The organism is Phytopseudomonas dryadis, assembly GCF_004327355.1.
GTDB lineage: Bacteria > Pseudomonadota > Gammaproteobacteria > Pseudomonadales > Pseudomonadaceae > Aquipseudomonas > Aquipseudomonas dryadis.
In genome coordinates this window covers 34,875-50,044 of sequence record NZ_QJUM01000039.1, presented here as the reverse complement: position 1 = coordinate 50,044, position 15,170 = coordinate 34,875, and the positions used below count along the sequence as shown (strand labels likewise).

The window sequence follows — 15,170 nt, the reverse complement described above, 5'->3', positions numbered from 1 at the left end:
GGAAGAACACCAAAACAGTAGGTCTTCAGCAAAGCGCGGATGGTAACGGCTTCACCACTTTCGTCGGCGCGGAAACGCTCAAGGACAAGACCCGCACCTCCGAGCAGACAGCCGCGGCCAGTCAGATCGCCGCTGGGCTCGACCTGGATGTGCGTGCCGGGCGCGACATCCTGCAACAGGGTTCCGACCTGAGCGCCGGCTACGACCTGAACATGCAGGCGGGGCGCGATATCCGCATCGATGCGGCCAATGAGCAATCGGCCTACGCCAGGGAGCAGAGTCAGAAACGTACGGGTACGACCACTACCGTCAACCACAACTTCGAGCGTACCAAGGATGCCGTCAGTGGGGCCGGCAAAGGCGAGAATACGGTTAGCCAGGCATCCAGCACGCTCAAAGCCGTGGATAGCATCAGCCAGTTCCTGGCCGGGCCGACCTTCGATGCACACCTGGGTAGCACCAGCCAGAGCCAGAGCGTCAGCCAGACCGTGCTCGGTAATCGGGCTTCGACACTGGAGGCTGGTAACGATATCAACCTGGTTGCGGGTAACGATGTTCTGGTGCATGGAGGGCAGTTCCAGACTGGACGTGACATCACCGTAACTGGCCGGGACATCGTTCTCGATGTCGCCCGTGGCGAGCAGCGCTATGAGAGCCAGCAGAGCCAGGGCAAAGGCGGGTTCGTCGGTGGCACCAGCGGTGGCTTCAAGGTCGGCATCGGCGGCAGCAAAGGTGTGGCCGGCGAAGAAGGCAGCCAGGGAACTGCCAGTGGTTCTTGGCTCAATGCTCAACGTGACGTCAACCTCAATGCCAGCAACGATCTGAGCCTGATCGGTACCGAAGTCCAGGCTGGGCGTGATATCGACCTCAAGGCTGGTAACGACCTCAGTATTCGTGCGGCACAGAATGCAAGCGCCAGCGAAAGCAGCCGCCGCAGCGGGGGTGGCGAGGTCGGGTTCACCTTTGGCTCGGAAGGTATTGGCGTCTACGTCAGCGTCAACGTGGGCAAGGGTGATCTGGAGCGTGAAGGCCAGCGCCAGCAGGAAGCCTACCTGTACGCGGGTGACCGTCTGAACTTCAGCAGTGGTCGAGACACCGCCGTGACCGGTGCGCAACTGCACGCCGATGAAGTGACGGGCGATGTCGGGCGGAACCTGATCGTGGCGTCGCTCACGGACACGGGCGAGGTCAAAGGCAAGGAGTTCGATGTCAGCGCCACTGCCACCTTCGGGCCGGGAGCGGGCTTCAGCGGTTCGGTTGGCTATGGGGAAACCAAGGGCTCTACCGAATGGGTGGAAAATCAGACCCGTATCGTCGCACGGGACCGCCTGGATATCCGCACCGAAGAGCACACACAGCTCGATGGTGCATTGCTGGCCTCGAACACCGGCAACCTCAAATTGGACACCGGCACCCTGGGCTTCAGCGATATCGCCGGGCACGACAAGGAACACAGCTATTACCTGAATGTTGGCGGTTCGTACGGTAAGAACGGCGCGAAAGATACCCAGCAGGACAAAAGCCAGGAAGGCAAGGGCGAAAAAGGCAAGACCGGTTGGAGCGTCGAGGGTTACGAGTACGAGAAGGATCGCCAGCAGATCGTACGGGCCACGGTGGGCGAGGGCGAACTGATCGTCCGTGACGATGCACAGACCGGGCAGGACTCCACGGAGGGCCTCAACCGCGATGTGAGCAAGGCGTACGAGATCACCCGGGACGATGAGGAACGTACGGATCTGTATGTGACCAAGTCGTCTGTGGAGGCGGTGGCGAATCCAGGAAAGACATTCGAACGCTGGGTCAAAGCAGCTGAAAATTATGGCGATAGTAGCGAAGAGGCCCTGACTTTCGCGATCCAACTATTTGCTGCAGCCACGGCGGTCATGGACGGTCGAAGTGTCGACGATATCCAGTATCAACAGCGGCTTATTGATGCAACTCGCCGTGCCAATCTAACTGTTCGGAAGCTGGAGAAAGGAACCGAAGGGCAGCGTAAGGACTCTGCAAAGTTGCTCTTTAGCTGGGTGACGCAGGGCGTGGATACGGAGCAAACCCGCGCTGTAGCGGCAAGCATCGAACGCCTTGCTGTAGAGAATCCTGAGGCTGCTATTAGAGCCTTGGTTCTGTTAAATGCGTTCAATAAACCGAGTGATGGTAGCCAGTCTTTCGGGCCACTGCCAATCTTGGGCGGACTCAGTGCTACTGAAGTACTCGGCGGCGCGCTGCTGACCACGACAGCACTTCCAGCAACACAGGAGAATATGACGAAGGTTGCTGGCTCAGTCTATGAGTCAGTCAAAGAGTCAGATTCTGACTTAGAGCTTCAGTTGCGGCTGTATGCTGAGTTATTACCACTGGTACTAGGCACTACCCTGCCTATCCATACACTTGATCCAAGATTTGGCACATTGGTCAACCCAGGTGCTGATTCGCTAAATACCGAGAATGCATCGAGTGGGGGCTATAATGCTGGTGGTTCGGTGGTTACTGTTCCGCATACAGGAGGGCAACAGCTAGACGGGCAGCAGGGTAGTGGTAGCTATACGACGCCGGAGCATCAGCTGAGTCCGGGGAATATGTATAGTGAGTCCGTATCAAAGGATTTAGCAGATTTCCGCAAAGATCTAGGATTACCTCCTGCAGGATCATCTTTGGATAAAAGTACATTGGCGGTTTTGGAGGTGAATGGGCAAAAAATATACGGTATTAATGCGCATGGGCAGCCAGTTTCGGGTGTTAATTCTATTTCCAAAACACATGCTGAGATTGATGTTCTTAATCAAATTAAGCAGCAGGGGATTAATGTCATAGGAGAGAGTTTGACTTTGTATGTTGATCGACAGCCATGCCGAGCATGTGATCAAAATGGCGGCATTAGATCCATGGTGCGTCAACTAGGACTTAAGGAACTTTCAGTGGTTGGGCCTGACGGAGTCGTTGTGATACGGCCTTAAGGAGGATGGATGAAGTTGTTTATTGATGATCGAGTTGCTAATCGAAGTGGTGATATTGAGCTAGAGTGCCATTGTTATGAACAAGCCATTGCTGCTTTAGGACGATTAAATGGACAAAATCATACGCTTGTAAGCATTGAGCGGGCTGATGGGTGGCAGTTGTGTGTGGGAGGAGGAGGAGCAGATTTTGTTGTTACTCTCAGCTCTCAGTGTGATGAGAATTTCACTTTATTGAATCCTAGTGGTGATGATGGCAGTGTTGTGGAGCTTTGTGCTGGTGGCCAGTTTGCTGATTTTTCACGAAATGTTGTTGTTGGTGAAGTTGAGGCTTCTAAAGCTATTCATAATTTCTTTTTGGGAAAAGAAATGGAACTGAATTGGGAGCGAAATTAAACGCGGTAAGACGGATTAATATTTGCAGGATGGATTAGCGAAGCGTAATCCGTCGTTTACCGCGACGTGATCGTCTGACGCATGCATGACGTTTCACAAGCCAATTGCTCTTTAAAAAATAAATAGTTTTTTGAATCATTCGGCGAATACGCCCTACGTCTGATTGCCAGTCGGATGTGCGTGCCGGGCGCGACATCCTCATCGATGCGGCCAATGAACAATCGAGCTACGCCAGGGAGCAGAGTCAGAAACGTACGGGTACGAGTACTACCGTCAATCACAACTTTGCCAATACAAAGGATGCGATAAGCGGGACAGGCAAAGGCGAGAACACGGTCAGCCAGGCGTCGAGCATTCTCAAGGCCGTGGACGGCGTCAGCCAATTCATGTCCGGGCCGACTTTCGATGGCCATTTGGGCAGCACCAGCCAGAGCCAGAGCATCAGCCAGACCGTGGTCGGCAATCGGGCCTCGACGCTGGAGGCTGGCAACGACATCAACCTGGTCGCTGGCAACAACGTTGTCATTGATGGCAGCCGCCTGCAGGCAAGGCGTGACATCGCTATCAAGGGCACTGACGTCACGTTGGGGGTCGCTCAGGGTGAATACGTTGTTGATGCTGAGCAACAGCAAGGAAAGGGCGGGATCAAGGGCGGCACCTCCGGTGGCTTCAAGCTCGGCGTGGGTGGCAGTACCGGTACGGCCACCCAGGCAGAGCGCCAAGGTACGTCCAGCCCGAGCGAGCTGCTAGCGGGCCGGGATCTTAATCTGGAAGCAACCAATGACCTCAGCCTGATCGGTACCCGTGCGCAGTCCGGGCGGGATATCAACCTGAAGGCCGGTAACGACCTGCTGATCGGTGCGGCGCAGAACCAGAGTAGTACTGACAACGATCGGCGTAACGCGGGTGGTGAAGTCGGCGTGACCGTGGGCAGCGAAGGGTTTGGGGTCTACGTCAGCGCCAGTCTGGGCAAAGGCAAGCTGGATCGTGAAGGCGAGCAGATGCAGAACGCCTACCTGTACGCCGGGCGCGACCTGAACTTCTCCAGTGGTCGCGATACCCGCATCACTGGCGCTCATGTCGAAGGCGAGAACGTGAAGGGGGAGGTGGGACGCAACCTCACCGTCTCCTCCATACCTGATACCGGCAAGGAGTATGACGTCAGCGCCACGGTCACCATTGGCTACGGCGTGAGCGTCAGCGGCTCGGTGGGTTTCGGGGAAACCAGCGGCAAGACCGACTGGGTGAACGACCAGACCCGCGTCATTGCCCGCGACCGGCTGGACATACGCACCGAGGAACACACCCAGCTCGATGGTGCGGTGATCGCCTCGCAGAGCGGCAACCTCAAGCTGGACACCGATACCTTGGGCTTCCGCGATATCCAGGGCGAAGACCGCGAGCGCAGCTACTACCTCAACGCCGGTGGTAGCTACGGTAGTGGCCAGCAGGACAAGAGCCAGGTCGGCAAGGGCGAGGAAGGCCAGACCGGCTGGAGCCTGGAGGGTTACGAGTACGAGCGGGAACGCGAACAGATCGTTCGCGCCACCGTCGGTGAAGGCGAAATCGTCGTGCGGCGCGATGCCGAAACAGGCAACGACTCGACTGATGGCCTGAATCGGGACGTGAACAGCGCCTATGAAATCACCAAGGACGAGGAAAGCCGTACCGATCTGTATGTGAGCAAGTCGTCCATCGAGGCATTGAGTGATCCGATGGCGACGGTTGAGCAGTGGGCTGAAGCACTCGCTAATTACGATGATACTGCCAAAGGAAATCTAGGCTTAATTAGCGTTGGCTTGAACGTCAGCTACAACCGCTTGGAAAAAGTACTGGGTATCCAGCGGCCCGTAGGCACCGAACATGCGGGCCTTGCGTCGATCGCCGAAGATGGGCTTGAAGTGTTGCTGTTGAACGGGATGAAACTCAAGGATGCGAAGGCTGTTGTAGGGGATGCAGGATTCCAGCAGAACGTACTTGCGCAGCTTAATGCGATAAACGGCATATCCGAGGAGCAGATTCGCGAGGCAGCAGCTGCGCTTGGTATGTCCCTTGATGATATACCTGGCTTGAATGAAGAAAAGCCGCAGGTCGGCACAACATCGGATGATCGCATTCCAGTGCTTTTGCAACCGGAGATGGTCAACCCCGGCGATCCGAATGCTTTGCAGCAGATTTTGAAACATGCCGCGAACGTTCAGATTTATATAGATGAAAACCCTAAAAATGCTCTCGCAGTCGGGATAGTCGTGGCAGGGCTGAGCGGGCCCAAGGGTGTCATTCAGTTTGCTGTTGAACAAGCGTTCTCCCAAACCGATATTGGGCAGAGCATAAATAGTTACCTTGATTCTCTAAACGAAGCTGCGGGTAGGCTTATCGCAGAGAAGATTGAAGGTGAACTCGACCCCGAGAATTATCCTGCTGAGCAACAGCTGATTGATGGCGGAAGCCTAATCACCAGCATTTTGACTGGCGCGATTCCTGGGAAAGGGGGTAAAGGGAAAACTGAGATTAGTGTAAACTCGCCGGGAAGCCTTGGGCATGTGGGAGGGGCAAAAGATAAATACACCCCGAATTCTGGCAGTGTCGGCAATATGGGGGAATTTTTGAAACAGCCAGGCCTTGGCTCGCAAGTCAATACGTCTGCTCAGAAAACCAAGCAAATATATCAAGGGCAAAGTGTTTACCAAGTAACCTCTCCTATTGGAGATTACCTTGCTAAGGGAGATAGATTTTACTTGGATGGGATGCACAAGAACCACCTTGAGGTTTTTGACAGTAAGGGACGGTTCAAGGCCGTATTGAATCTTGATGGGTCTTATAATGCGGCTAAGACAAGTAAGGCCATATCTGAGGGAAGGAGATTAGCGAAATGAGTGAGCTTTCGTCTCTTGATGATTTAAGGAGGCTGTTTAAAGAGATCGCTGAGGCAAAGATTGGCGATTTTGATAATGGCAAATTAAGTGTTGATTATAATTGTGATTTGAACGAGGCTTTTAATAAATATGCTGGCCTGCTGTGTAATTCTATAAAGATGCTTGACTCAGGAAAGGCAGATGATTTGATTGCTCAGCCTGCTCTGATGATGATTCGTACCCATGCAATAAGTTTGTCTGGCTTCTTTGATTCTATAGCTGATGATGCTGAGTTTTTTATAAAGTCTGGGAGGTGGGCTGAAATTCCTGAATGAACGCGGTAAGGTGGATTAATAATTGTAGGATGGATTAGCGAAGCGTAATCCGTCGTTTACCGCGACGTGATCGTCTGACGCATGCATGACGTTTCACAAGCCAATTGCTCTTTAAAAAATAAATAGTTTTGTCGAATCATTCGGCGGATTACGCCTTCGGCTAATTCGCCCTACGCGTGATCGCCAGCCGTGTGCAGGCGGGCAACGATGTCGACCTGGATGCCGGGCAGGATATCAACATCCTCTCGGCCCAGGACGAAAGCGCCTCCTACTACTTCAAGAAAAGCAAAGGCTCGTTCGGTCGTAGCAAGAGCAAGCAGAGCGAAAGCTACGACAGCACCAATATCGCCTCGGTGATCGAGGCGGGCAACGACCTGTCGCTCAACACCAGCACCACCGCTGACGGCGGCCTCAGCCTCGACGGTGGCCGTGACGTCACGGTGATCGGCAGCCGGCTGGTGGCGGGCAACGACCTGACCCTGGGCGCGACCGGCGATATCGCCGTGCTGTCCGGCGTCGAGGAACATGGCGCCTACTCGAAGAAAACCAAGTCCGGTTTCCTCGGCCTGTCCAAGAGCGGCAAGAGCCAGTTGCAGACCACCGTGACCCAGGTCGCCAGCGAGCTGGAAGCGGGCAACGACGTGGTCGTCGCCGCAGGCAGCGACCTGCGCCTGCGGGCCAGCACCGTCGCCGCGGGCAACGATGTGGAACTGCGTGCCGGGTTGATCGACGAAGACGGCGACATCAACCTGGTGGCGGCCAATGACGAGGCGTACAGCCGCAGCGAGTCGTACAAGAAGAAGGTCGGGCTGTCGTTCGGCGACGCGGTTGGATTGGCGGTGGGTACACCAAGCTGGGGCGCTGACATTGCCATCTCCAGCGCGAAGAAAAGCGGCCAGGAAATCATCCGCTCCACCAATGTCGGCAGCCAGGTCAACAACTAAAGGGGTCGGAGTGAATAACCTTTGATCGATTGGTCGACCCAGTAAATCACTCCGACCCGAATGGCACTTACTTAGCCCTTCTTGGATGACCGCTTCTCCTGATTTTGGCGCGTTCAGATTGGCGTGCTTGGGTCAGCAATGGATAAGGTTTCGGTCTGCGCTTGAGAGCCCGTGGCTCAACCCGCCCAGGCCGCCTGCCAACACGCTGCTGGGCGATTAGCATGAGCAACCTCTGAAGGCTTTCGTCCATATCCGAACCATCGAACTGTCGCCACGCCAGCCATAGCTGCAGACTGTGCTTGAAACTCAGTTCACGCGGCAAACAGTCAGCCATTGATGCCGATTGCACCATGAGCAGCCGGATCAGGTTGTGCGCCAACAGGTAAACCCAGAGCTCTTTCATGGCCATCGCCGGTGTTTTGCAACTCAGCATCTCAAGCCCCATCGTGCTCTTGAGATTGCGTAAATCCAGTTCGACATGCCATCGGCTTTTGAACAGTCCTTTCAATGCGGCTTTGGACGTTTGATTCGCGCAGCGCAATGTTGTGACCAGGATCTTGCCGCCGGCTTTCAACTCTCGAACCTCCAGCCTATCAGGCGCTTGCTCGTAGTGTGCCTGGCTCATCCAGGGCGGGCGTTTCGAGGGCTTTTCCAAAGCAATCAGATGATCGCGCGTGCCCAAACGCTTGCCGCGTCGGAAATCGGTACTGCGCCGACGGGCACCATATTGCTCGAATACTCCATCGATGCCTCTGCGCCGCAATTCGCACAGCAGAAAGTAGGTTGCGTAATAAGCGTCGCCCAGCAACACATCACCCGTGTTCAACGTATCGAGCATCGACCGCAACAGGGTTTGTTCATCACCTCCCTTGCCTCGAAAACGTCCCAGTGCCGCGTCCAGCACTGCCCCGCTGGAGAGACAGACAATCCCGACCAGGCGGCAAATCGGAAATCCGAGCCCTAGCTTTTGTCCGCGCGACTGCGGATAGGCCGCCTGGTTGGCTTTGGTATCAGGCATCGCCACTGTCGTCCCATCCACCAGCCGAACCGGTCTGCCCATCCACTGACCAGTCTGAGCAGAGCAGGTGCTGATCAGATTGCCAGCCCCGCGAACCAGGCTGGAAACCATCTCCACCGGCAATCTCTGACGAGCACGACAGTAGCCTCCAGTGTGAGTGCTGCAGGGCTTCAACCTTCTTTACAGCCAGGTCATTGACTGCTCTCTGGCAGGATCGGTCAGCACTCAAGGCTTGAGCCATGAACATGGACAACGTCTCCGCCGGAGGGAACAAGCGCTCCCGATGAACCGGCAGCAACGACTCGATACGGTCAAATAATTCAGGGGCGGTCAGCAAGTTGAAGAAGGCGTAGGCATCGGCACTTGATGCATGCCTCCAGGCGCGTCGCTGTTGATGAATGGCAGCTGGATGCCTAGGATTCATGTGGGCTGCTCCTTGGGCTCGGTGTGTGTTCGCAACTATCACCGTAGACCAAGAGTAGCCTTTCTTCTTCAGGATCAATCAGTTAGCGCTTAAGTAAGTGCCATTCCACTCCGACCCCTTTAGCCGGGAGCTAATCATGCGCGTGGGCATTTGCTCGCAAATTCACTTGGTGGAGCTGGTGATGATGCAAGGAACTTGGTGACGCTTTTTCAGCGCAATACAAATCATCCGAATATGAGTTCATTCGAGCGTCAAGTAAAGGCCGCCATTCAGGGTGGAGAGACAGTTAGTTATAGAGCAATTCCGATTTATACAGGGAGTAATCCGATGCCTACAGGAGTTACATTGACTGCTCGTGGCTCAGGAGGTTTTAATCTTGACGTTTCAATTCCAAATATAAATGGGGTTAGATGAGCATGATTGATGAATTAGTCCGTATTCTTCCTCCCCCGCGCGCGCGGCGCTCTTTTGATAATGCTGCTTGGTCTCGCTGTGAGTCTGAGTGGCAAGTACGATTGCCTGAAGATTTTAAGGGTTTTATATCTATATATGGCGCGGGGGTGATTGATGATTTTGTGTGGATGCTTAGCCCATTTTCAGCTAACTCTAATTTAAATTTTGAAAAGAGTAGGTATTTTCAAGAGTCGTACCTTGTGATGCAGCAAGATTTTCCGTCTGACTATCCTAGGCCAAGTTACCCCGCGCCAGGTTCGTTCTTGCCTTGGGCGGTAACGGATAATGGAGAAACTTTTTTTTGGGTTGTGAGTGGAGGGGCTGACTCATGGAAGGTTGGTGTTCATAGTGTGGATCAAGGAGAGGAGGAGATTTATGACTTGGGGTGTGTCGAGTTTTTGCTGGGCCTTCTCCGTAGGGATGTTTTGTCAAAAATCCTGCCCGGCCAATTTCCTCCAGCAGGTCTAGAGAGGCATATTTTTACAGCGGCTGATTAGGGGCAAAAGAGCCAACTCGTTTTATTGATGGTGTGAAGGTCGTTGATCAGAAGACAGGGCAGACCCTTCAGGGAACTGTTGATCTTGGCCCAACCTTGGATCGAATTAAGTCGGGTGGCTCGTTTCCTCATCGAAATGATGGCTCAATATTCCAGAATCGGGCTGGTGATTTGCCGCAGAAGCCTGCTGGTTATTATACGGAGTATGTCCATCCAACTCCGGGCGTTTCTGGGCCAGGGCCGCAACGAATAGTTGTTGGTAAGGGAGGTGAATGTACTACACGGCAGATCACTACAAAACATTTATCCCCATAAATTGAGGGTGTTATTGATGCTGCCATTTAAGTTTTTTAGTGCTGAACCTTCGTATGACGCTGCAGAGGTTTTCTATGTGCGTATTGATCCAGCTATTTGTACATCTGAGGAATTGCTAAAGGCATTGTATTATTTGCTTTGGTTTCCTGGGTATTTTGGATTTAATTGGGATGCTTTATATGACTGCTTAAGAGATCTTGAGTGGGTTCCACAGCGTAAGGTTGTTCTTGTGCATAGTGCATTACCGAAACTGCCTGAAAGTGAGTTGAGAATCTATTTAGAGGTATTGCGTGATGCTGCTCTGAGTTGGGAGGGAGATGGAGTACATGACCTTGAGGTTTTCTTTAGTATAGATGAGCGACCTAGAGTGGAGATGCTTCTGGCTGGTAGTTGATTTGGGGTAAAAGGGTCAGTTCCTGAGGAATCCCCACAAATCTACTCCAGTTGCTGAGCTTGGCGGCGCACCTCATCACGCAGCAGTAGTTCCATTTCAGCCAGTACGGAGTTGGGCAAATCGTTTGCTGAGCGCCCCAGGTATTCGAGGCCGACTCGCCAGAGTGACAGCACGGGTTTATGCCTGACACTGTTGCTTTGGAAGCGACGAGACTGACCTGTTGTCCGAGCTCGCAAGCCTGCCAAGTACAAGACGTAACAGGCCAGCGCAGCGATCAGCAACAGGATCTCAATGCGGCGCGGGCAGCGAGTTCGATGCAGGTCGAAAGCAAAGCCGAAGCGCAGGCTTTTCACGTCCCGAAATCCTTCCTCGATCTGCATCCGTTTGCGGTAAATACCGACGACTTGCCGCGCCGTCCATTGCGGTTGCGGCAGATTACTTGCCAGCAGCCAGGGCTCCTGCTCACGCCGTGCGTTCTGCCGGCTCAGTTTGTTGCGAGCGATACTGCCGGTCACGCGTCTATGCTTGCGCCCCTTGGGTGGTTGGTGCACGCAATACAGCGGTACGACATGCGGTGCACTGCGCGTCATCTCGATCAGACCGAGCGAGCGCGCGGTCGATGTTGCCTGCTTGTAGAGCTGCTTGATTGGCTCCCATTCGCCCAGTTCGTTGCGATAGAGATCCCGGTTGCGCACGCGTCCCACGTAATACCAGCCTTTGGCCTCGACGGCCTGGAACCAGATAAAGATCAGAGGCCGCATTGATCGGCGACCAGTCCACCAGGATCACAGGATGACGCAGTGAGCCAAGCAAGGCACCGAGCATCTTCCAGTAGAACAACGAACGCTCGAGATGCAGCTGGCAATTACCGAGCAAGCGATCCACTCGCTTGATCGAGTGCTTGACGTAAGCCTTGCCCGGCAAGCTCCTACCGAGGCTGGTCAGCGTCAGGCGATGACCGCGAAGCAAAGATGCGACACAGCTCATCAAGGAGCTCAGGCGCTTAGCATGAATGGTGGGGAGTGCTTGGGAAAATGCCTTGTGTAAAAATCGTATGGCCTGCATGAGTCTCGGAAGTTGGTGTGTTTGGCGACTACCAAACTGCCCGACTCATGCAGGCTATTTCAGGATATCCGACTGATTTAAAAGGGAATTTTGTGGGGATTCCCCAGGGTCTGTCCCCTGAATACGCGGCACGACAGGCAGGCGCTCGACGGATCACGGCCGAGCTGGCACGCTCCACTGATCTCGCACAGCTCCGCGACTACCTGCGGGTTATTTTCCAAGGCAGCAGCGTGGCCTTGGCCCTGATGATTCCGGGCCGCAGTCAGACCGCAGAACCGCGCGGCGAACGGCAAGCATTTCGTGCCGGTCACCTCGGCTGGGCCCCAGGAACCTGGCCGGCACTGACGACTCGAAGCAGCACGATCAAGGATACCGAGACCATGGACTTGTCCCCCGCCCCTGCCTGGATGCACCCATGCCCGGGCCGATAGAACGCATGAGGGCCTGGCTGCAGCGCAAGCCCCATGGTCCTCGGGTGCAGCAGGCCGAGACGCCGGCCGACCCGGCATCAGCCGACCGCCTGATGCTCGCGCCCCCGGCCCTGCCTCCCCTGAACCATGCGTCAGCGCAACTGCAGGCGCGTTATCGGGCCTTCGTCTCCCGGCCCCATCCCGACCCTGTCGTGGGCCGGCAACTGGTCCGCGACCTGCGCGCCGCAGCCATCGACCTGAGCAGCACCAAGGCCCATGAGCCGTCCCCGGACATCTACTGGCTCATCCAGGGCGCGGCGACCGTCGCCCTGCTGGCCTGTGGGTCCGGGTCGGACGAGTTCAAGGCTTGCCAGAGGGATCTCCACGCCTACCGGGACGCGCCGCTGACCCGGATACAGGTCCAGTGGTTCGATCGGCACGTGGCCACCGTGGACACCTCGTCCTACCTGCACGTGCAGCCCGCGGACATCGATGAGCTGCTGGCCTTCCAGCCACGCCTGTATCCCGATGGCACGCCCATCCAGGCAGTCGTGGCCTGCCATGACGACCGCTGGCCGGTATACGCCGAAGCCGTCCAGGCATTCTTCAGCGCTGCCGGCAAGGATTGCTGGAGCGATTTCGACTACGACGTGAATCGAGCAGGCGAGATGCTGAAGACCCCCGAACGGATAGCCAGCGCTTCGCTGGACGAGCTCAGGAGCATGCTGACCTGGTGCGTACGCGGCGAGCGCTTCTGCGACGGCCACCATGCCCTGGTCATCGAGAACGGCTATGTCCTCGCCCTGCTGCAGCGCCTGCAAGCGCTCCGCCAGCATGAAACGGCCGATTCACCACCCTTTCGCAATGAGAGACCTGTCCCATGAAATACGATGACGCCTCCTGGCACTACGAAGGCGATTTCCCGGAACACCTGCCTCCCGAGGCAGGCGCCACCCATATCGGCATGTTCCTCGCCTGGTTGCTGCTCCACGGTCTGCCCAGCGAGGAGTTACGCGAAGACGCCGCCGATGAGCTCGCCGCCCTCGAAGCCCGACGCATCACCGGCGTGCAGTTCTTGCGGCAGGTGCTGGATGAAAAGCTCCTGGCCAATGACCTCGACGACACCGGCAATGCCTTCGCCGTCGCCTATTACCAGGGCAAGGATGACGACAGCCGCTACTTCGACGACTACCTGCGGGTGTTCGATGGCCAGGAGAGCCTCTATCACGTCGAGGACAACTGGGCGAACTACGACAGGCTGGCGGAGCTGATCGACGAGCGCTTCGCGGCCTGGAGCGACCAGGGCCGGCCCCAGTACATCCTCTGAGCGAGGGAGGAGGTCCCTCATCGGAGGGAGAAACGGATCACGGCCCGGCGAAACGCCCGTCGCGAGCGCTCCACCTTTCCTGCCAGGGGCGCGCTCGCGCAGCGTTCAATCGCCGCGCGGTAGCGGGCAGCTCAGGTCGCCTTCGGGACAATCCAGGTAGGCTTGAAAATCAGCGATACGTTTCCGGGTCAGGGTTTCCAGGCAGCCGAGGTCGACCATCATGCGTGCACTGCCCTCATCCAGTGCGGAAGAAGCGAAGTCGCACTCCGCATCGCGAAAAGCGATCCACGAGCGCTGCGCCGCGACCAGTTTTTGCTTGGCCGCCACCTCGTCAGCCAAACGGCCGGTCACCTCGCGGTACACCGCGTTCAGTTGCTTGTCCGCCGCCTCGTAGGCCTGCCGCGCACAGCCATTCATCGCCGTCTGCGACACGGCCGTGTCCATGCAGTCCTCCGCTACGGCCATCAAGGGCGAAAAGGCCAGAACCACGGCCACCCCCATCCATGCTTTCATGCTGGCTCCTCACTATGGGTATCCGATGATTCCCCGCAGCCGGTCAGGACGACGAGGGGCTGAAATGATAAAAGCCGTCAGAGCCAGATGACAAAAGGGCCCGCTTGGTTGGTGTTGGTCAGGCTCGGCCCGCAAACGGCGATCGGCCCGGCCCGATGGGCGCGATGATGGCCATTACACGTTTTGCGATGACGACAGTCACATGGGTTGCGGACACAGCTTCTACATGGGCGCGGTCTGCCAGTGCGTCTGTAGGCGCCGCATTTGTACAACGCCTTACCTGATGGACAGGTCGTTAGACGAACTTGGCGAACCTGAAAATAACAGCCCATAACGGCATCTTGGTAGCACGGACTCTTACATGAGCAGTGAGTGGCGAAACTTGTGCTGGTGCGGACTCATCCTGTCGATGCGCCAAGCAGTGACCGGCGAGCCAGGAAACCCTGAAACAGACACCAGCAGCCAGGCGCCTGACCCGCACGGCGACTCGCCCAACCCCCAGGACTCGCGCCTGGCGGGATGAGCAAGCCACTGTTTCAGGAAGCGGTCGGACGGATAGCGCCCCATGTAACGCCATCAGGCTCCGGTTACCCGCACTTGCTGTCCCCGCAGTTCAGGCAGGTCAGGCAGCCATCCAGCTGCACCAGCGCCATGGTGTGGCACTTGCCACACAGGGCGGCGCCCGGCGGGTAGCCGGAATCCGGGCTGGCGGCATCGGCCTTCAGTTCGGCTTTCTTCTGCTCGATGAAGGCCTTCTGGTGTTCGTCCAGGCGCTCGGAGTCGATCAGGCCGATCTTGCGCAGGTGGATTTCGATCACATCGCCGATCTCGGCGACCAGGGATGGCATGAACTTGCCGCCCTTCTTGAAATAGCCGCCCTTGGGATCGAACACCGCCTTGAGCTCCTCGGCGAGGAAGGTGCAGTCGCCGCCCTTGCGAAACACCGCCGAGGCGATGCGCGTGAGGGCGACGATCCACTGGAAGTGGTCCATGTTCTTCGAGTTGATGAAGATCTCGAACGGGTGACGCTGCTCATGCTCGGTGCCCTGGTTGAGCACGATGTCGTTGATGGTGACGTACAGCGCATGCTCGGACAGCGGCGTCTTGATCTTGTAGGTCGAGCCTTCCAGCGCCTCGGGGCGCAGGACCTTCTCGTGCATCAGCTCGATTTCCTGTGGCGCCGGGCCGGTATCGACGACGGCGGCCTGCTCCGGCTTGACCACTTCGTAGCCGACGATCTTGCTGTCGATGCGGATTGTCTTGTTGCTCATCGG

At 56.3% G+C, this 15,170-nt stretch carries 10 protein-coding genes and 5 pseudogenes; 11 read left to right on the top strand and 4 right to left on the bottom strand.

Annotated features, from left to right (window positions below):
* From DNK34_RS23525 to DNK34_RS23505, 5 genes and pseudogenes are all read left to right on the top strand, one after another.
* The coding region (locus tag DNK34_RS23525; protein WP_207401631.1) for a hemagglutinin repeat-containing protein at window positions 1–2,954 on the top strand (2,954 nt) is incomplete at its 5' end.
* Window positions 2,955–2,963: 9 nt separating this feature from the next.
* Window positions 2,964–3,347 (top strand): hypothetical protein, encoded by a 384-nt coding sequence (locus DNK34_RS23520; RefSeq protein WP_131177679.1) that lies wholly within the window; start codon window positions 2,964–2,966, stop codon window positions 3,345–3,347.
* 176 nt (window positions 3,348–3,523) lie between these two features.
* Window positions 3,524–6,223, top strand: a pseudogene (locus tag DNK34_RS25610) (hemagglutinin repeat-containing protein); the annotation flags it as partial.
* Window positions 6,220–6,537 carry a hypothetical protein gene (locus DNK34_RS23510; RefSeq protein WP_131177677.1) on the top strand — a complete coding sequence of 106 codons (318 nt, stop codon included), beginning with the start codon at window positions 6,220–6,222 and terminating at the stop codon, window positions 6,535–6,537. The pseudogene DNK34_RS25610 and the gene DNK34_RS23510, both read left to right, overlap by 4 nt.
* A gap of 170 nt (window positions 6,538–6,707) precedes the next feature.
* Window positions 6,708–7,472 (top strand): annotated as a pseudogene (locus tag DNK34_RS23505) (hemagglutinin repeat-containing protein); the annotation flags it as partial.
* Between the two features lie 76 nt (window positions 7,473–7,548).
* Here DNK34_RS23505 and DNK34_RS23500 read toward each other — a convergent pair.
* A pseudogene (locus DNK34_RS23500) lies at window positions 7,549–8,923 on the bottom strand (IS4 family transposase).
* A gap of 135 nt (window positions 8,924–9,058) precedes the next feature.
* On the opposite strand from DNK34_RS23500, the pseudogene DNK34_RS26015 reads away from it, so the two are divergent.
* The 4 genes and pseudogenes from DNK34_RS26015 to DNK34_RS23480 form a co-directional block, all read left to right on the top strand.
* Window positions 9,059–9,337: pseudogene (locus tag DNK34_RS26015) on the top strand (DNA/RNA non-specific endonuclease); the annotation flags it as partial.
* Complete coding sequence (locus tag DNK34_RS23490) at window positions 9,334–9,873, top strand: SMI1/KNR4 family protein (RefSeq protein ID WP_207401630.1); 540 nt, start codon at window positions 9,334–9,336, stop codon at window positions 9,871–9,873. The pseudogene DNK34_RS26015 and the gene DNK34_RS23490, both read left to right, overlap by 4 nt.
* A gap of 32 nt (window positions 9,874–9,905) precedes the next feature.
* Entirely contained in the window at window positions 9,906–10,187 is a 282-nt protein-coding gene (locus tag DNK34_RS26010) for a guanyl-specific ribonuclease (RefSeq protein ID WP_207401629.1), read from the top strand.
* A 16-nt stretch (window positions 10,188–10,203) separates the two neighbouring features.
* Entirely contained in the window at window positions 10,204–10,581 is a 378-nt protein-coding gene (locus DNK34_RS23480) for a barstar family protein (protein WP_131177674.1), read from the top strand.
* Window positions 10,582–10,622: 41 nt separating this feature from the next.
* Here DNK34_RS23480 and DNK34_RS23475 read toward each other — a convergent pair.
* Window positions 10,623–11,646, bottom strand: a pseudogene (locus DNK34_RS23475) (IS4 family transposase).
* Between the two features lie 415 nt (window positions 11,647–12,061).
* On the opposite strand from DNK34_RS23475, the gene DNK34_RS23470 reads away from it, so the two are divergent.
* The gene (locus DNK34_RS23470) at window positions 12,062–12,940 is read left to right on the top strand and encodes a DUF6508 domain-containing protein (RefSeq protein ID WP_131177673.1); all 879 of its coding nucleotides are present in this window, start codon (window positions 12,062–12,064) and stop codon (window positions 12,938–12,940) included.
* Window positions 12,937–13,383, top strand: coding sequence for a DUF7832 domain-containing protein (locus DNK34_RS23465; RefSeq protein WP_131177672.1), 447 nt, complete (start codon window positions 12,937–12,939; stop codon window positions 13,381–13,383). Before DNK34_RS23470 ends, DNK34_RS23465 begins: the two co-directional genes overlap by 4 nt.
* Before the next feature lie 105 nt (window positions 13,384–13,488).
* Here DNK34_RS23465 and DNK34_RS23460 read toward each other — a convergent pair whose 3' ends face one another.
* Window positions 13,489–13,896, bottom strand: a complete 408-nt coding sequence (locus DNK34_RS23460; RefSeq protein ID WP_242675384.1) for a lysozyme inhibitor LprI family protein — start codon at window positions 13,894–13,896, stop codon at window positions 13,489–13,491.
* Window positions 13,897–14,483: 587 nt separating this feature from the next.
* Window positions 14,484–15,167, bottom strand: a complete 684-nt coding sequence (locus DNK34_RS23455) for a TSCPD domain-containing protein (protein WP_131177671.1) — start codon at window positions 15,165–15,167, stop codon at window positions 14,484–14,486.
* Window positions 15,168–15,170: the final 3 nt, after the last annotated feature.